Source organism: Corynebacterium kozikiae (genome assembly GCF_024580965.1).
Lineage (GTDB): Bacteria > Actinomycetota > Actinomycetes > Mycobacteriales > Mycobacteriaceae > Corynebacterium > Corynebacterium kozikiae.
Genome location: NZ_JANIKJ010000001.1, coordinates 18,602 through 36,670, shown reverse-complemented (window position 1 = coordinate 36,670; position 18,069 = coordinate 18,602). Strand labels below are relative to the sequence as shown.

The 18,069-nt window shown below is 61.7% G+C and carries 17 protein-coding genes; 2 read left to right on the top strand and 15 right to left on the bottom strand.

All coding sequences use genetic code 11. The features are described 5' to 3' along the window. Positions 1-10: 10 nt before the first annotated feature. Positions 11-781 (bottom strand): YdcF family protein, encoded by a 771-nt coding sequence (locus NQ018_RS00160; RefSeq protein WP_257057327.1) that lies wholly within the window; start codon positions 779-781, stop codon positions 11-13. A gap of 369 nt (positions 782-1,150) precedes the next feature. Here NQ018_RS00160 and NQ018_RS00155 point away from each other — a divergent pair, with 369 nt between their 5' ends. Next, positions 1,151-3,217 carry a TPM domain-containing protein gene (locus NQ018_RS00155; protein WP_257057324.1) on the top strand — a complete coding sequence of 689 codons (2,067 nt, stop codon included), beginning with the start codon at positions 1,151-1,153 and terminating at the stop codon, positions 3,215-3,217. Between the two features lie 29 nt (positions 3,218-3,246). Here the strand turns inward: NQ018_RS00155 and NQ018_RS00150 are convergent, their stop codons facing one another. Genes NQ018_RS00150 through NQ018_RS00140 form a run of 3 tightly spaced genes read right to left on the bottom strand, consistent with a single transcriptional unit; the run spans position 3,247 to position 5,626 of the window. Then, positions 3,247-3,693, bottom strand: coding sequence for a hypothetical protein (locus tag NQ018_RS00150; RefSeq protein WP_257057322.1), 447 nt, complete (start codon positions 3,691-3,693; stop codon positions 3,247-3,249). Continuing rightward, positions 3,693-4,238 carry a hypothetical protein gene (locus NQ018_RS00145; RefSeq protein ID WP_257057320.1) on the bottom strand — a complete coding sequence of 182 codons (546 nt, stop codon included), beginning with the start codon at positions 4,236-4,238 and terminating at the stop codon, positions 3,693-3,695. Before NQ018_RS00145 ends, NQ018_RS00150 begins: the two co-directional genes overlap by 1 nt. A 2-nt stretch (positions 4,239-4,240) precedes the next feature. Then, positions 4,241-5,626, bottom strand: coding sequence for a glycine--tRNA ligase (locus NQ018_RS00140; RefSeq protein ID WP_257057318.1), 1,386 nt, complete (start codon positions 5,624-5,626; stop codon positions 4,241-4,243). 1,030 nt (positions 5,627-6,656) lie between these two features. Here NQ018_RS00140 and NQ018_RS00135 point away from each other — a divergent pair. Beyond that, entirely contained in the window at positions 6,657-7,112 is a 456-nt protein-coding gene (locus tag NQ018_RS00135) for a Fur family transcriptional regulator (protein ID WP_257057315.1), read from the top strand. Between the two features lie 18 nt (positions 7,113-7,130). On the opposite strand, the gene NQ018_RS00130 is transcribed toward NQ018_RS00135, so the two are convergent. The 11 genes from NQ018_RS00130 to hrcA all read right to left on the bottom strand — a co-directional run bounded on the left by NQ018_RS00130 (position 7,131) and on the right by hrcA (position 17,849). Continuing rightward, positions 7,131-8,240 carry a VIT1/CCC1 transporter family protein gene (locus tag NQ018_RS00130; RefSeq protein WP_257057879.1) on the bottom strand — a complete coding sequence of 370 codons (1,110 nt, stop codon included), beginning with the start codon at positions 8,238-8,240 and terminating at the stop codon, positions 7,131-7,133. After that, entirely contained in the window at positions 8,240-8,962 is a 723-nt protein-coding gene (locus tag NQ018_RS00125) for an isoprenyl transferase (RefSeq protein WP_373566875.1), read from the bottom strand. Before NQ018_RS00125 ends, NQ018_RS00130 begins: the two co-directional genes overlap by 1 nt. A gap of 42 nt (positions 8,963-9,004) precedes the next feature. Beyond that, positions 9,005-9,739: a DNA repair protein RecO gene (gene recO, locus NQ018_RS00120; RefSeq protein WP_257057310.1), complete on the bottom strand. Its 735-nt coding sequence runs from the start codon at positions 9,737-9,739 to the stop codon at positions 9,005-9,007. A 9-nt stretch (positions 9,740-9,748) separates the two neighbouring features. Continuing rightward, on the bottom strand, positions 9,749-10,669 hold the full coding sequence (gene era / locus NQ018_RS00115; protein WP_257037934.1) for a GTPase Era: 921 nt from the start codon (positions 10,667-10,669) through the stop codon (positions 9,749-9,751). A 54-nt stretch (positions 10,670-10,723) separates the two neighbouring features. Further along, positions 10,724-11,575, bottom strand: a complete 852-nt coding sequence (pdxY, locus tag NQ018_RS00110) for a pyridoxal kinase PdxY (protein WP_257057307.1) — start codon at positions 11,573-11,575, stop codon at positions 10,724-10,726. Further along, complete coding sequence (locus NQ018_RS00105) at positions 11,576-12,871, bottom strand: hemolysin family protein (RefSeq protein WP_306428844.1); 1,296 nt, start codon at positions 12,869-12,871, stop codon at positions 11,576-11,578. Positions 12,872-12,897: 26 nt separating this feature from the next. Continuing rightward, complete coding sequence (gene ybeY, locus NQ018_RS00100) at positions 12,898-13,548, bottom strand: rRNA maturation RNase YbeY (RefSeq protein ID WP_257057302.1); 651 nt, start codon at positions 13,546-13,548, stop codon at positions 12,898-12,900. Next, positions 13,545-14,552, bottom strand: a complete 1,008-nt coding sequence (locus NQ018_RS00095; protein ID WP_257057877.1) for a PhoH family protein — start codon at positions 14,550-14,552, stop codon at positions 13,545-13,547. Before NQ018_RS00095 ends, ybeY begins: the two co-directional genes overlap by 4 nt. 113 nt (positions 14,553-14,665) lie before the next feature. Then, the gene (locus tag NQ018_RS00090) at positions 14,666-15,436 is read right to left on the bottom strand and encodes a 16S rRNA (uracil(1498)-N(3))-methyltransferase (protein ID WP_257057292.1); all 771 of its coding nucleotides are present in this window, start codon (positions 15,434-15,436) and stop codon (positions 14,666-14,668) included. Beyond that, the gene (gene dnaJ / locus NQ018_RS00085; protein ID WP_257057289.1) at positions 15,437-16,591 is read right to left on the bottom strand and encodes a molecular chaperone DnaJ; all 1,155 of its coding nucleotides are present in this window, start codon (positions 16,589-16,591) and stop codon (positions 15,437-15,439) included. 229 nt (positions 16,592-16,820) lie between these two features. Beyond that, entirely contained in the window at positions 16,821-17,849 is a 1,029-nt protein-coding gene (gene hrcA, locus NQ018_RS00080; protein ID WP_257037928.1) for a heat-inducible transcriptional repressor HrcA, read from the bottom strand. Between the last annotated feature and the right edge of the window lie 220 nt (positions 17,850-18,069).

Sequence of the window (18,069 nt, the reverse complement as noted above, 5' to 3'; positions counted from 1 at the left end):
TTAATACTTGTTACCCTTCGCTCTGCTGAGACGTGCTGTGTTGCGCCTTGAGCACGTCGTAACGCTTCTGCCGCCTCGGCCACAGGGAAGCGGCGAGGTCGCGTAAACCAGACTCCACCATAACCCGCGCCTGCGTGCCAAAGACCCACGCCACACCCACCGCAACCATGCCGCCGCTTTCATGGAGGAGGTCTTTGAACCAGCGGCGGCTCAGCGGCTCCACCGGCGAAAATGGCGTGGGTGAACTGCGCACGCGGAGGCCTTCTTGGGCGCCGATGGCCTCGCAACGCAGTGCGTGGAGCGGGTCCGAGATCACCAGCAACTTCGCCCCAGGCTTACCCACCTGCTCCAGGTGCTTGCGCACGGCATCGAAGGAACCGCGTGTGTCATTGCCGACGGGCAACGCCGTGATCGCCAGCGGATCCACATGCTCGGTGATCAAAAACTCGCGCGCGACCTCGGCCTCCGTGTGGACGTCACCAGGCAATTTGCCCCCAACAGTGATCACTTCCAACCGACGGCACCCATCCCACAGCCGAGCCGCCCACTGCAAACGACCCGCAAACTGCTGCGAGGGGCGCCCATTGTATTGCGCCGCACCCATCACGACCAGCGCATACGTGTCCTTCCGCGGCCGGGAACGATAGGCGCCACGAGCGATCACAGCCAGCGCGGGGCTCAACAGCACCAAGGCAGCGAGCAGCGCGGCCCGGGTTTGGCTTGTTGAGCGCGGTTGGGTTTCTGCCGGGCTGGAGATGTTGGGGAGGCTGAAAAGCTTCATGCTCCAAAGTGTATGTGCGAAAAACCAGGCGCGCGACGACAACCAGGACACCTTTGCTGCTGGGGCGGCAGGAAATCATAAAAGGTGTCCTGAAAACCTACGTTATTGGCCACTGTCCTGGTCAACCACCAACCACGACGGAAATCAGGACACCTTTACCCAAACCGCGACGGGCAACAGCCAAACGTGTCCTGAAAACCTACGCTATTGGCCACTGGCCTGGTCAACCACCAACCACGACGGAAATCAGGACACCTATGCCCAAACCGCGGCACCCCAATTCAAAACGTGTCCTGAAAACCGTCGTGGATACGGCCAGCGGAGAACCACCCCAACGGACTGATAAGGCGAGCCGCTAAAGTGGTGGGCATGAAACTTTCGCGCTTTGCTGCTTCCGTCGCGCTCGCTGGGCTTCTGGGCGTGCCCGCCTTGGGAGCGTCGTTAAGTCCTCTCTTGCCGCAGGCTGCCGCCTATGAGGATTTGGCGGCATCGAACATTCCGGACCTCAGCCAGGCCGTGACAGATGAGGCTGGAGTGCTCAGCGGTACAGATGAGACTGAGATTGCGGCAGCCATCAATGAGCTGCAGAGCGAGACGGGCCTCATCCTGAGGGTGGTGTACCTTGATTCTTTCGGCGGGATTTCGCCGGAAGTGTGGGCTAACCAGGCACAAAGTAGCATGGGCACGCAACAGGGCGCAGTGTTCGTGGTGGCGGTGGGCGACCGCGAATTCGGTGTCAGCGGCGGCGAGGGGTGGTCGTCGGCGGCCCTGGACGCGGTGTACGACGAGTCGCAGCCGCTGCTCGGGGACTCGAACTGGGCCGGCGCCGCACTCGCAGCCGCGAGCGCACCCATCGGCGCAGGGAATGCAAGCGTCACGACGTCGCCCCAGACCTCAGTTGACGGCGGTGACCTGGCGTGGCTCGGCGCGGGCGGGGCGGCGTTGGTGGCTGCCGGCGGCGGCGCCTGGGCATACACCCGTAACCGCCGCAAGAAGCAGGATCAGGCCACGCTCGAGCAGGCACGTGCCATTACCCCAGGTGATCGGCAGTCGCTCGCAGCCCTGCCCACCACTACACTGGAGACGCTCGCGCAGGAGGAGCTGGTGTCCACGGATGAGTCGATTCGCGGCGCGCGCGAAGAGCTTGAGATCGCCGTGGCCGAGTTCGGCGCCGAACGCACCCGCAACTTCCAACGCGCCATGAATCACTCCACCACCACCTTGCAAAAGGCCTTCGCCGTGCACCAGCAGCTCGCATCTGGCCAGCACCAGGGCGAGCAGGAAAAGCGGATGATGCTCATTGAGATCATTTCCAGTTGCGCATCCGCCGACGACGCCCTGGAGGCCGAGTCCGCAAACTTTGCCAAACTGCGCAATCTGCTTATCAACGCGCCGCAAGCACTGGATACGCTGGTGGCCCAAGTGGTGGACCTGCGCTCGCGCCTGCCCAAGGCAGAAGCGGAACTACAACAGCTCAAGGCACAGTATTCGGAGTCCATGCTGAGCTCCATCGCGAACAATCCGGAGATCGCAGCGGCCGCGATCGAGCAGGCAGAACGCAACATCGACGCCGCTCGCGCCATCCAATCCAAGCCGGCCGGCGAGCAGGGTGCGATCGTAGACCTCATCCGCGCCGCCGAATCCGCAACCACCAACGCAGCAAAGCAAATCGCCGCGATTGAGAACGCCCAGGCGAACATCGCCGCCGCGACCGCAGGCATCGAACCACTCATCGCGGAGGTCCAAGCGGAAATCACCGAGGCCACTACCCTGCGCGAACAGGGCATGCACCAAGGCGCGCAGATGGATTGGAGTGCTCTTGACTCCGCCCTGGCCCACGCCCGCGAAGCCCTCGCCACCGCGCAAGAGACCAAGGGCAGCGACCCACTCGGGGCATGGACAGAGCTTACCGACGCAGACACCGACCTCGATGCCCAACTGGACCTCCTGCGCGATGCCGCCAATACGCAGCAGCGCCAACTCGCGCTCTTCCAGCAACAAGTGCAGGTGGCTCAAGCACTGATTCAGCAAGCCGCGGATTATATTGATACCCGCGGCCGCGTGGTGCGTTCCGGGGCACGCGGCCACCTGGCCAACGCACAGCGCCTGCACGCCCAGGCACTTCAAGATCAAACCAGCAACACCAAGGCAGCCACTGAATACGCACGCCAGGCAGCAGCAGCCGCCCGTAGCGCTCTACGCGCTGCCGAGCAGGATTTCAGCACCTACCAGCGCAACAACACCCCGCGCGGTGGTGGCTCGAACATGGGAGGAATCATCACTGGCATGGTCATCAACGAGATCCTGAACGGATCCGGCCGCGGCGGCGGTTTCGGCGGCGGGGGCTTCGGCGGCGGGGGCTTCGGCGGAGGTGGTGGTTTCCGCGGCGGCGGCTTTGGCGGCGGCGGTGGTGGTTTCCGCGGCGGATCCTTCTAAGCAAAAATGAGGCCGAAAGGCCTCATTTTTTATATCCGCAGCACCCGGTTTGGGGTATCCACCAGCATCGCGCCGTAGGTGAGGAATACGAGGTCAATGGTAGGGATGCTAGGGGCGTTGGGAGCCTCCGGGAGTTCGGCGAGGAGGGTGCCGTCGGTAAGCGCGCGGAGGCGGAAGACTACTTGATCGTCGGCGTCGAGGACGTCGCGGACCTTGCGCCAGGGGCTGGTACGCACCAGGCGGTAGCTGCGGCCGGCGCAAGAGGCGGCAAGTTCGTGGACGGTGAGACTCACTTTGTGAATAGTGAAGACCTCGCCGGTCATGCTTGTGGCGCGGGCACGGAAGCCGATCACCGTGCCTTGGGAGGTTTCCAGGAGGAGCCGTTGGTCGCCCACGTGAAGGATTTCGGCGCGGACAAAGGCAAGCACGCCGGAGGGGCCGTGCATTTCCTGCCCGCGCCACGTGTAGGTAGTCATCAGAGCAGCATAAACAGGATGATTGGGGTGAGCAGCAGAAGGCTCACCGTGAGGACCAGCGTGGACCCGCCCAGCTTTGCCTCCATCACGGTGCGCGACACCAAAGAGAGGAAGGCGGCTTGTTCAGGGCTCAGCGGCACTTCTTGCTCGAACTCGGTATAGGAGTTGCGGGCGCCGTTGTTGCCACCGGAGAATTGGCCCACTTTTTGGTCTGCGGCATCGTTGGTGGCGTATACCCAGTCCATGCGCTGCTCATTGATTGCTACGACGGGAATGCCCACGTTGATATCAATGCGGTGGGCTTTGCCGAAAGGCTTATCCACAGCCGCGGCCGTGTACACCGAGCCGTCTGGGAGGGTTGCGGTGAGCTGCTGTTTGGTGGCGTCGATACGCCACTGCTGCCCAAGCACGGTGACGTCCTCGCTGCCCAGCAAGTCCCTGGGAAACGTGCCCATGGTGAGAGACTTGGCGTCGTGGAGGTCTACGAGTACGCGGCCTTGTTCTTTGCGGCGATTGGTCCAGCCGGTGTAGGAGAGGTCGTACATCACTAACAACCAATCAGGCGTGCAGCCAGGTAGGACTGCAGGTCCTCAAGCTTCACGCGCTCCTGGGTCATGGTGTCGCGCTCGCGGACGGTCACGGCGCCGTCCTCCATGGTGTCAAAGTCCACGGTCACGCAGAACGGGGTGCCCACCTCGTCCTGGCGGCGGTAGCGGCGGCCGATGGCACCGGAGGTGTCGTAATCCACGTTCCAGAACTGGCGCAACTGCTCGGCCAGCTCGGTGGCCTTCTCCGTGAGCGGCTCCTTCTTGGAAAGCGGCAGCACGGCCACCTTGATTGGGGAAAGGCGGTAGTCCAGCTTGAGCACCACACGGGTATCCACGCCGCCCTTGGCGTTAGGTGCCTCCTCTTCGTGGTAAGCGTCCACCAGGAAGGCCATCATGGAACGACCCAGGCCAGCGGCGGGCTCAATAACGTAAGGGATCCAGCGCTCGCCAGATTCCTGGTCAAAGTAGCTCAGGTCCTCGCCGGAGCCTTCCGAGTGAACGCGCAGGTCATAGTCGGTGCGGTTGGCCACGCCCTCAAGCTCTCCCCACTTGGAGCCCTGGAAGCCGAATGCATATTCCACGTCCACGGTGCGCTTGGAGTAGTGGGAAAGCTTCTCTTGAGGGTGCTCGTACAGGCGCAGGTTCTCAGGGTTGATGCCGAGGTCCACGTACCACTGGTAGCGGGCGTCAATCCAGTACTGGTGCCATTCTTCGTCGGTGCCGGGCTGTACGAAGAACTCCATCTCCATCTGCTCGAACTCGCGGGTGCGGAAGATGAAGTTGCCTGGGGTGATCTCGTTGCGGAACGACTTGCCGATGTTCGCGATACCAAAAGGTGGCTTCTGACGCGAGGAGTTCAGCACGTTCTTGAACTGCACGAAGATGCCCTGAGCAGTCTCTGGGCGCAGGTAGTGCAGGCCCTCCTCATCATCCACGGGGCCAAGGTAGGTCTTGAGCAGGCCGGAGAATGCCTTTGGTTCGGTCCAGGCGCCTGGCTGGCCGGTTTCTGGATCGGGGATGTCTGCAAGGCCGTTTGCTGGTGGGTGGCCGTGCTTTTCCTCGTAGGCCTCAATCAGGTGGTCGGCACGGTAGCGCTTGTGCGTATGCAACGATTCCACCAGTGGATCCGTAAACACCTCAACGTGGCCGGAGGACACCCAGGTCTGGCGCGGCAGAATCACCGACGTATCCACGCCAACCACATCGGGGCGCGACGTCACCATGGAACGCCACCACTGACGCTTGATATTCTCCTTGAGCTCCACACCGAGCGGACCGTAATCCCAGGCAGAACGAGTACCGCCGTAGATTTCACCACTTGGGTACACCAGTCCGCGGCGCTTACAAAGGTTCACTACGGTTTCAATCACATTCTTAGCAGCCACGGGGGTCCACCAACTCCTTGCACTTCAACGATTCCTGTTCAGCGCCCGGCTGGCCCACACGCACGGCCCTGCCCAGACGCCTTCAACATACAAAGCCCTAGTGTAGCGTGCGCTTGCAGCTTTTCGCGTCTGACCGACCCCGGTACCTTTGGTGAGCATGTCCGACGCCGCCAGCACCCCAACGTCCCCAAGGTAGACCGCGGCGAAGCACCCTCGAGGTTGCCGGAGATTGCAGCGTTGTAGCTCTAGGGGAGTCCTAAGAATGGCTCGACGACCCCTTACTGAACATCATTTGACAACGCCAAAAAATGAGGATAAATATCGGCCCACCGCTGCCTTGATGTTCCGCTTGCAAGAATTTGCAGTACTCAGGCGAGGCGTTGAAGGAGTAGCATCCATCCGCGCCGAGCAGGACATATTCCTCCCCAGCACGCCCCACTCCGCGCGCCTATTGCAAGTTTTTGCAAGAATTTCAACCCTGCCCACTACACACTTAAATTCCCGAAAAGGGCCGATTCATGCACCATATTTCCCCCAGTTCCCCACGGTGATTTATAATTTTATTCATTAGATTTGTTTACTTATCCCAAAAACTGGGAATGTTGCCCAGAATATGGGTTCTTAATGGAAAAGGGCACGTTATTCACAGTACCCCAAAGTCATTACTGAGAAGCCTTAACTCATTTTCCTCAAATTCACCACAGTTCACGGGCTTCGCTTTTAGTTTTTCCATAGCCAATTTCATAGTCGTTCGTCCTAGGGTAAGCACCCGTAGAGAACTCCCAAGTCCCTAGTTCTGGGGTCTGGCATCACGGGTTTTCATGATCACGCACGTCCGTACCGTCCGTACCGTCCGTGCTGTCATGAACCGTTCATGTTGGGTGTCCGTCCGGCTCCTAAGAGCGCCGGTCGCGTCCCTCATTCCCGATGCCGCCAGGTCCTGGCACCCGCGCCACTTTGCAGATCCAGCGCAAGGTGCAGGTTTTCGGCCGCTTTGGCAAGATATTGGGAAAGAATTTGGAAGGTTGTTATGCCTCGATCAACGGATCTATCAGTACCCAAGCTCGGTGTACGGAGTACCCGCCAGCGCACCGCAGTGGTGAAGGTGTTGCGTGAATTGGACAATTTTGCGTCTGCAAAAACAATCCACCACGAACTCACGCGGCGTGACCAGCGAGTGGGCCTGACAACCGTATACCGCACCCTGCAATCTCTGGCAGATATCAAGGCAGTAGACGTATTGCACATCACCGGCGGGGAAACCCTGTACCGGCACTGCATCTCCGAGGATCACCACCATCACTTGGTATGCACCAATTGCGGTCGGACCGAAGAAATCGACGGTGGCCCAGTGGAACAGTGGGCCAAGGAGGTGGCTAGCCAGTTCGGTTACACGCTGACCGGCCATGACGCCGAGATTTTTGGGCTTTGCACCCAGTGCTCGGCCCGCCTTGACACCACCAGAAGCTCAACCGAATCGCACTAAGCCGCTCCCTCACCACCGCTAACCCACCACGGTGCCGAAGGCCAATCCCAAGAGATAGGTCACCACGGAGGCGCCGATACCAATGGCGAGCTGGCGCAACGCCCGCTTCAGCGGCGACTTACCCGACAATATGCCGGTGATCGAGCCGGTGAGCATCAATGCCAGGCTCACGAGCACCAAAGCGATCATGCCCGCAATTGAGGTGGCCAACCCGAACAGGAACGGCAGGATTGGGATCAGCGCCCCTGACGCGAAAAAGCAAAAGCTCGATACTGCCGCCGACCACGCACCACCCATTCCCCCGTTAGCCCCACTGAGGCCCTTGCCAAACTCCTCGCGGGAAATCTTTTGGCTCTGCTCAATCTGATTGAACAGCTTGGCGGCCTGAATTTCCGCCTCAATCTCACTCATGCCACGAGCGCGGTATACCAGCGCGAGTTCGTTCGCGTCTACATCAAGTTCCTGGATTGCCTCTGTAGCTTCTGGGTGCGGGCGAGAAGCCTCCAAGAGTTCATTTTGACTTTTCACAGAAATAAACTCACCGGCTCCCATTGACAGTGCGCCGGCAAGCAAACCGGAAATGCCGGTAAGCAACACAACGTTGCTCGGGACGCCGGAGGCCATCACACCCAGGACGAGGGCGAGGTTGGACACCAAACCGTCGTTGGCGCCGAACACCGCCGCGCGGAAGTCGCCGGAGATCTGCTCGCGCCCCCGCGCGGCGAGCCCTCGAACCACCTCGGCGTGGATGGCTTCGTCGGCCTTCATTTGTTCGGTGGCGTCCTCGTCGGAGGCGTAGGGGCTACGCGCCTCCGCGGTCTGCATCATTGCAAGGACAAACACGGAACCGAACCTGCGCGCCATCCAGGCCATAGCCCTGGTGGAGCGGTCGGGGCGAACCGGCATGCCCACCTCTGGGCCCAGGAGCTTCAGCCAGTGCTGCTCGTGGCGCGCCTCCGCATCAGCGATGCCCAGCAGAATCTCGCGCTCCTCGCCTTCCTTGCGTTTAGCCAGCTCACGGTACACCGCGGCCTCCGCACGCTCATTGGCTAGGTATTGCCGCCACCGCTTTATCTGCGCGTTTGTGGGGCCTTCAACTTCCCCTTCCCCTTCACCGCTATGAGCGATCACTTCACACCACCAAAACGTCGGTCTCGTTGCGCATACTCCAGCACCGCCGCACGCAGGTCTGCCGAGGTGTAATCCGGGAACAGTTTGTCCTGGTAGACCATCTCCGCGTAGGCCGACTGCCACAAAAGGAAGTTCGAGGTGCGCTTCTCCCCAGAGGGTCGCAGGAAGAGGTCTACGTCTGGCATATCCGGCTCGTCGAGGAACTGCGCGAAGGTCTGTTCGGTGATCTCCTCGGGCCGCAACTCGCCCGCGGCGGCTTTGCGAGCGATCGCCCGGGCTGCGTCGACAATCTCAGCCCTGCCCCCGTAGTTCACGCACATTGCGAGCGTCATGTTGGTGTTGTGCTCGGTGAGCTGCTCGGCGGCTTCGAGTTCGCGGATCACGGAGCGCCACAGACGGGGGCGGCGGCCTGCCCAACGGACTCGGACGCCGCGGGAATGCAGGTAGTCGCGCTGGCGGCGCAGGACGTCGCGGTTGAAGCCCATGAGGAAGCGCACCTCGGAGGCGCTGCGGCGCCAGTTTTCGGTGGAGAAGGCGTAGGCGGAAAGGTAGGGTACGCCCAGCTCAAGGCAGGTGTCCACCATGTCCAGCAGCACGGCCTCGCCGCGTTTGTGCCCCTCGGTACGCGGGAGCCCCCGCTCGGTTGCCCACCTGCCGTTGCCGTCCATCACCAGCGCGATGTGGCGCGGCAGGAACTCTGCAGGAATCTCGGCAGGAATCTCGGGGTTCGTTTGAGCATTCACCCCAGCAATTCTGCCACTTTAGGCTTGGTCAAGCACATTCAAGCTCAGCATCCGCCGCTCGCTGTGCCAGTGCAGATGATCGCGCACCATCTTCTCCACCTGGGCCAGGCGGGTGGGCGTGACCAGCGCTGCGGCAGCCTGATCCGCGCCCTGGAGAAGCAGCCACATGATGTGCAGTGCCTCCGGGTCGACTTCCCGGGTGCCCGCCGGGCGGCACATTACGCACACCGCCCCGCCAGCATGGGGGTGAAACGCGTGGTGTGGGCCCTCCGCGCCGCACTGCGCGCACTGATAGAGGCTCGGTTCCCAGCCGGTCACGGCCATCGCTCGAAGCAGAAAGCTTGCTACGTGGAGCTTGGGCATTTCCGACGCGCGCAGGGCTTTCAGCGCCCCTACCGCAAGGTCATAGAGCGCCGCGCTCTCCGCACCTTCATAAGCCAGCTTTTCCACGCCTTCCAAGACGGCGCAGCCTGCGGCGTAGCGGGCGAGGTCGTCAATAAGCTCCGCGCCGAAGAACTCCACGGTGTCAGCCTGCGTGATGGTGGACAGGCTTTTGCCCTGGTAAAGCTGCACGCTGAGTTCCACGAAGGGCTCCAGCCGGGAGCCGAAGCGGCTCTTCGCACGCCGCACCCCCTTGGCCACACCTCGCACGATGCCGAACTCCCGGGTGAGCAGCACGATCACCCGGTCTGCCTCGCCAAAGTCATAGGAGCGCACCACAAGAGCACGGGCGTGGACGCTTTGCCTGCGCATGACGCCTCCTTAGAAGCCCAGGCGCCCCAGGGACTTCGGGTCTTGCTGCCAGTTCTTCAGCACCTTGATCCGCAGGTCCAAGTAAATGTTTTGGCCCAGGATGTCAATAATCTGCTGCCTGGAGTTGTGCACGATCCGGGAAAGCCTGCGGCCCTGGTGGCCAATGATGATGGACTTTTGGCCGGGGCGTTCTACGTAGATCACGGCGTGGACGTCTAACACGCCCTCGCGGTCCTCGCTCGGTAGAATCTCATCCACCTCCACGGCCACTGAGTGCGGGAGCTCGTCTTTCAGGCCGGACAGCGCTGCCTCACGAATGAGCTCGGCGATGCGGGTGTTCGCGTCATCATCCGTCACGTGATCATCTGGGTAGAACTTTGGCCCCTCCGGCAGGTGTTGCACGATCACGTCCAGCAGCACGTCGCGCTGCTCACCGGTGACCGCGGACACCGGGACCACCTCGGACTCGCCGCCAAGGAGTTCGTGCAGCGCCATGAGCTGCGCCGCAACCTCGTCCCGCGAGACCTTATCCACCTTGGTCACAATGCCAAGGATCGGGGTCTTGGGGGCAAAGCGGCGCACCGCGTCCAAAATCCACCGATCACCTGGTCCGATCTTCTCATCGGCCGGGATGGTGAGCGCAATCAGATCCATGTCTGAATACGTTTCCTTCACCACCTCGTTGAGGCGCTCGCCCAACAGCGTTCGAGGGCGGTGCAGCCCTGGGGTATCCACCACGATCACCTGGGCATCCTCGCGGTGCACAATGCCGCGGATAGGGTGGCGGGTGGTCTCCGGCTGGTTCGCGGTGATCGCAATCTTTTCCCCAACCAGCGCGTTGGTGAGGGTTGATTTACCGGTGTTGGGCCTACCAACAAAACTTACAAAGCCAGAACGAAAGCCTTCTGGGGTGGCAGCAAAATCAGTCATTAGCGCCAATCCTAGCCCTGCTGGCAGGCAAAAAGCCAGTACACGCGGTTTCTCTTAGGCGATTTGCTCCACCGCGAAGGTATGGCGTGGCGCCACATACTGCTCCTGGGAATCCACCAGGGTAAGCTCGCGGGAGTCGGCGTGGAACGTGTCTTCAATCAGACCGAACACGCTTGCCGCCGTGTTGCCTAGGGCCTTGGCGGCGTCGAAATCGCGGATGTAGTGGCCGGTGAACAGGGCCGCAGTAACATCGCCGGAGCCGTTGCGCTTGAAGTCCAGGAATGGGGTCTGCACAATCCAAGCGCCGGACTCATTGACGGCGATCATTTCGATGGTGTTCTCCGGTGCGTCGGGGCGCAGTACCGACGTCACCAGCACGGTCTTCGGCCCCATTTCTTGGGCAGCCTTCGCGGCTTGAAGGGTCGATGGGATGTCGTGCGCCTCGATGCCGGTGAGGTAGCCGAGCTCAAACTGGTTCGGCGTGATGATGTCTGCAACCGGAACCACGCGGTCGCGCAGCAGAGGCGGGATGAGGTCAGACACAAAGCAACCGGACTTCGCGTTACCCATCACCGGGTCGCAGGCATACACAGCGTTGGGGTTTTCGGCCTTTACCCGCTGAACGGCGTCGATGATGACATCCGCGATGTCCGCCCCACCCTGATAACCGGAAATGACCGCGTCCACCTTGGGAAGTGCCCCGCGGGCGTCGATACCATCGATCACCTCGCGCACCTGCTCGGCCGGGATGAGCTCCCCACCCCATTGGCCGTAGCCCGTGTGGTTGGAGAAGTTCACGGTGTGCACCGGCCACACCTCATGGCCGATGCGCTGCAGCGGGAACACCGCCGCGGAATTGCCCACGTGGCCGTAGGAGACGTGCGACTGGATGGAGATGATATTCATTTAGTCTTCTTCTTGATCTTGTTGTTCCAATACCGTCACGAGCACACTGCTCACGCGGATTCTGCCACGGCGGTCGCGGCCGCCATCTGCACGCAGGCGCAGCCCGCACGTTTCTACCGTAGTCCCCGGCAGTGGCACACGCCCCATTTCATACGCGATGAGGCCGGCAACCGTGTCTACCTGATCCTCGATGTCCTCTGTGAACTCGATGTCCACGCCGAGCTCCTCGCGCAGATGCTCCACCAGGTCCTCCAAAGAGAGGCGCGACACCACGCGGTAGGCCGGTGGCTGATCCTCGATGCGTTCGATCGGGGCGATCTCGCGATCATCGTATTCGTCTGCGATCTCGCCCACGATTTCTTCCAGAATGTCCTCAATTGAGATCAGCCCGGCGATGCCGCCGTACTCATCCACCAGCATGGCGATGTGGTAGCGGTCGCGTTGCATCTCGTGGAGCAGGGCATCGAGGTTTTTGGAGTCGGGCACAAAGGTTGCCGGGCGCATCACCTCATCCACCGTGACGGACTTGCCGCCATCCGTGGAGTAGTACGTACGCTGGACCAGGTCCTTCAGGTACACCACGCCTAGGATTTCATCAACCGTCTCACCGATAACCGGCAGGCGAGAAAACCCGGAACGCACACACAAACTGGTGGCCTGGCCTGCGGTTTTATTGGATTCAATCCACACCATTTCCGGGCGCGGCACCATCACGGAACGCGCAGTCTGCGAGGCCAGGTCAAACACCGACTGAATCATCCGGCGTTCCTCAATCTCCACCACGCCGTGCTCTTGGGCGATGTCCACCATCTCCCGCAGCTCAACTTCGGTGGAATAAGGGCCGTCGCGAAAACCGGGCCCCGGCGCGATCACGTTACCAATCTTGATGAGCACCTTGGGGATGGGGCCCAAGAATAACGCAAACACGTTGAGTAAACCAGCGCTGTACTGGGAGATCGTGTAGGGATTCTTCTTGCCCATGGTGCGTGAAAACACGCCGATCACCGCGAAGGTAATCAACGAAACACCAGCGATCGCCGCTACTAATGCCCAGCGCTCATCCTGGACGAATTCCAAGGCGAACACCGCAGCGAATACGGCGGCGGTGACGTCCAGAATGGTGCGGAAAAACACCAGCAGGTTGATGTGTTCCGCGCGGTGGTCCAGCACCTTCAGCAGACCGCGCGCCGCCGGGGCGTCCTCTTCCTTGGCCATGTGCTCCACGCGTGCGCGGGACACTTGGCTCACCGCGGTTTCCACGGTGGAGATCACTCCCGACGCCAACAGCGCGACCATAGTCACCAGCGCCACGATCAAGGGGCTCACCGCTGGCCCCGATCAATCTCCCCGATGGCGGGGATCCCGCCGCCAGCACCGTGAGCACCGCCAGCACCGTGAGCGCCGTCCCCGGAAGAATCGAGCACCCGCTTGTCCAGCTCCGCGCGCTCCGCCGCCGAGGGAAACGCCCCAGGGTTGGAGGGCCGAGATCCGAAGTTGATGCCCTGGCGCTCGTTGTCTGCGTACCAGTCCCGCAAAAGCTCGTTTTGCAGGGCGAACATCTCCTGCTCCTCCCGCGGCTCAATGTGGTCATAGCCCAGGAGGTGGAGGCAGCCATGGATGGTGAGCAGGGCGAGCTCATGGCCAAGATCGTGGCCGGCCTTCTCCGCCTGCTTAGCGGCGAACTCGGGGCACAAGATGATGTCACCAAGCATCGCCGGGCCCAAAGGCTGAGCGTCGGGGCGGCCCATGCCCGGGGTCAGCTCATCCATGGGGAAACTCATAACGTCGGTGGGGCCCTCCAGGTCCATCCACCGCACATGCAGGTCACTCATAGTGGGGATATCCACCACGGAGATGGTCACCTCTGTATCGGGGTGGACATCCATCTCTTGCAGGGCGAACGACGCCGCGCTGATCAACGCCTCCTCGTTAACCCCATCAAAACCGGACTCGTTGATCACCTCAATGCTCACTGCGAATCCCGCCCTTCTTCCTTCACTGTTTGCTCTTTACTCCGCCGCGCCTTTTCCTGCTGCTCCTCGTAGGCGTCATATGCATTCACGATGCGCCCCACAAGCTGGTGGCGCACCACGTCCTGAGATCCCAGCTCGCTGAAGTGCACTCCCTCCACGCCGCGGAGAATGTGGCGCACCAGGCGCAGCCCAGACTTCTGCCCGCCGGGTAGGTCTACCTGCGTGATGTCGCCAGTAACTACCATCTTGGAACCAAAACCAAGGCGGGTGAGGAACATCTTCATCTGCGCCGGGGTAGTGTTTTGGGCTTCGTCGAGGATCACGAAGGCGTCGTTCAGCGTGCGCCCGCGCATGTATGCCAGCGGCGCCACCTCAATAATGCCGGCTTCCATGAGCTTCGGAATGACCTCCGGCTCCACCATGTCCCGCAGCGCGTCGTGCAAAGGGCGCAGGTAGGGGTCGATTTTCTCATTCAACGTGCCGGGCAGGAAGCCCAGCTTCTCCCCCGCTTCAACGGCTGGGCGGGTCAAGATGATGCGGCTGACCTGCTTCGCCTGCAGGGCTTGGACCGCCTTGGCCATCGCCAGGTAGGTTTTGCCGGAGCCCGCGGGCCCGAGGCCGAACACGATCGTATGCTCATCAATGGCGTCCACATATTCGCTCTGGCCGAGCGTCTTGGGGCGAATCACCTTGCCCCGGCGCGCCAAAATCTCACCAGCCAGGATCTGTTCCACCGAATCTGGCGCCTTCGTAGTGACCACCTCCAGGGTGTGCTTCACTGAGTCCGGCGTGATCACATGGCCACGCCGCGCCATTGACTGCAGCTCCTTCAGTGTGCGCACGGCCCTGGCCACAGCGATCTCTGAGCCAGAAATGGTGACCTCGTTGCCACGCGCAAAAACGGCGAGGTCAAGGAGGTTTTCCAGGATGAGCAGGTGCGCATCGTGCGTGCCGAGGACGGTGTTGGCGTGGGCGGGGTCAAGCTCAAGGGTGCGTTTCATCATTGAGTTCGGTGCCGGGGTCTTTTCCGGGGTCTCTTCCGGGGTGGGTGCAGCGCTCAAGGGTGCGGATCAGCTCTTTTCAGCTTCTAAGTTGGCCGGGCGTGTTCTCGCACATCTTACCAGCGAGCGGTAGCCGAGCCGATCACCGCGAGCGCCGCCAGCCCGGCCGTAGCGGTCCTCAGCACCTCCGGCCCCAACTTGATCGCGGTCGCCCCTGCTTCTTGGAGCACGGCAACTTCCTGGGCACTGAGTCCCCCTTCGGGCCCGATGATCACGGCGATGCGTGCGGCCTTGCCGACGTCGGCAGTGCTCAGCGCGGCACGGATGGGATCGGCTGCTTCCTCGTGAAGGATGAGGGCCAGGTCAAAGGTGGTAAGTGCTGCGGCGACCTGTGCGGTGTTCATGGGGCCGGTGACCTGCGGGACCGTGGCACGGCGTGACTGTTTGGCGGCGGCGATCGCGGCCTGGCGCCATTTTGTCAGGCCTTTGTCCCGCTTGCTGCCCACCCATTTAGCTACGCAGCGCTCGGCCTCAAAGGCCACGATCTCATCCGCGCCTCCTTGGGTGAGCAGGTCCACGGCAAGCTCGGAGCGCTCGGCCTTAGGCAGAGCCTGGAACACCGTGACCGTGGGGGAAATCTGCGTGCGCGTGATTTCCTCCACTTGGCCGCTGAGGGCATCCTTCCCCGAAGTGCCTGTGACCAGCACTGTTGCGAGGGACCCGTAGCCGTCGGAAAGCAGGATCCGCTCCCCTTGCGCGATCCGCTTCACGCTCACCGCATGGCGCCCCTCCGGGCCGCTGAGGCGCACCTCGCCACTTTCGGGGAGTTCGGGCGTGCCGCCGGCGAGGAGGGTTTCGAGGTCGTAGATGAACAGCGGAAGCGACATTTAGCGGCGGAACTTCCTACGGATGCGGCCGAAGAGGGTGTCCTGGCCGTCGTCGGCGTGGGAGACTGCGGTGGCCTCGTGGCTGCGGTGGGTGCGCAACTGGGTGAGCAACTCGCGGGAGCGATCGTCGAGGTTCGTGGGGACAGTGACGTCCACATGCGCGATGACGTCACCTTTACCCTGGGACCGCAGGTGAGGCATGCCGCGCTCCGCGATCACCACTCGCTCCGCCGGCTGGGTGCCCTCCGGGATTGTGATTTCGATGGGCTCGCCACCCAGGTCTTGTACCTCGAATGCGGTGCCGAGCGCGGCGTCCACCATGGGCACGTGTACCGTGAAGTGCAGGTCATCACCCTCCCGCTGGAACACAGGGTGCGGCAGTTGCTGGACCTCAACGTAGAGATCGCCAGCGGGGCCGCCGCCGTGCCCAACCTCGCCCTGGCCAGCCATGCGGATGCGCATGCCATCGACGATACCCGCAGGCACATTCACCACAACATCACGCTGCGCCGCAACGCGACCATCACCGCCACAGGTATCACACGGATCAGGGATGACCTCGCCGTATCCCTGGCACACCTGGCAGGTGGCGGTGGTCATCACGTTGCCGAGGAACGAGCGCTGCACCTGCTGCACCTCGCCCGTGCCGCCACAGTTGCTGCAACGGTCTGGCTTTGACTTAGACTTCGAACCAGTGCCGGTGCAGGTCTCGCACACAATGGCTGTATCAATAGTGACCGGCTTCTTTGCGCCGGCGAACGCCTCTTCCAAAGTGATCTGCATCCGCAGTAGGGCATCCGAACCTGGCTGCACCCGCGAACGCGGGCCGCGCGAACCGCCGGCGGCGCCGCCGAAGAATGCCTCAAAAATGTCACCGAGCCCGCCGCCTGCACCGAAGCCCCCACCGTAGCCTGCGCCAGGGCCGTAGCCACCGCCCGACGCCATCGGGTCCCCGCCGCGATCGACAATCGCGCGCTTCTCAGGGTCGAGCAGCACCTCCTGGGCCATGCTGAGCTCGTTGAACTTCTCCGCAGCCTCCTCGGTGTCATTCACATCCGGGTGATACTTCCGAGCCAGCTTTCGGTACGCCTTCTTAATCTCCGCATCACTCGCGTTGCGGTCTACGCCAAGAATGCCGTAATAGTCTCGAGCCACGGTTCCTTCTTCATCCAACTTTGTCTAATTGATAACTGTCAGTACTAGTAGTGCTGGGCTATGCCTTTCAACCGTTATGTCTAACGATTCCCGCCCCTGCAAACATTCCCCTGCTCGCTCAGGGCGAACGAGGGTAGGCACAAAACCAGACAATTTTAACGCACCCCAAGCATGGCGAAAACTCTGCGGGGCACGTTTCTGGCGGGGGTAGCGACGGCGGCTCTGGCAATTACTCCAAAACCCTACTGACGTAACGAGCCACCGCATGCACCTTGCTCATCGTCCCCGAATAGTCCATGTGCGTGGGTCCCACCACCCCGAGCCCGCCAAGCGTAGCACCCGCGGAACCGTAGCCTGCGGCAACCACCGACGCATTATTGAGCTGATCATCCTGGTTTTCCTCGCCAATGAGAACCGAGACATGCCCAAGATCAGCCACGTTCGCCAACAGCTTCAGCACCACCACCTGCTCCTCCAACGCCTCGAGCACCCCGTGCAGACCCGAGGGGAAATCACGAGCAATCCGGGTGAGGTTCGCCGCCCCAGCGAGGATCAAGCGATCATTCGGCTGCTCCACTAGCGTCTCCAAAAGCACGGTTGAGCAGCGCAAAAGATGCCCCTGTACCTCACTGGGAACACTCGGACTTAGCGGCAATTTGGCCAACTCAACGGACGCATCGGGGAGCGTTTTGCCCTCCAACGCGCGATTCAAAATGTCACGCAACAGCACCACATGTTCGGGCTCACACAACTCTGTGAGCTCCACGTTCCGCTGCTCCACTCGACCCGAATCGGTGATCAGCACAAGCAACAACCGCACCGGTGATAGGAGGACTACCTCGCAATGCTTCACCCGAGACACCTTCAAATTGGGCATTGCCACTACCGCCGCCTGCCTGGTGAGCTGGCTCAAAAGCTGCACACTCCGGCGCAGCACATCCTCCAAGTCAACGCCGCCCTCCAAGAAAGTAAGAATCGCGGTGCGCTCAGGTTCAGACAAAGGCTTGACTTCATGGAGCGAATCGACGAACGCCCGATACCCCTTCTCCGTAGGGATACGCCCTGAACTGGTATGCGGCTGCACGATGTAGCCTTCTGACTCCAACACCGCCATATCATTGCGAATCGTTGCCGAACTCACGCTCAACTTGTGGCGCTCAAGCAACGCCTTCGAGCCAATCGGCTCCTGCGCCGCAATATAGTCAGCCACAATCGCCCGAAGGACTTCCTGCCTACGTTCCTGTGCCGCTCCAGCCATGCACACCATCCTAGCGACGCACCCCACCACGGCACATCCAGCATCCCGTGCCTTCTGCATCCACCTGGCCGCTGGCGCTTTGGAGGCCGGCGGTGCCGCAGTACGGATTGCGACGGAAACCAGGACACCTTCGCCGAGAGCACGGCAGGAAAAACCAAAAGGTGTCCTGAAAACCGTCGCGGCAAGCCACCAACCACACCCCCAGCACCAACAACAACGG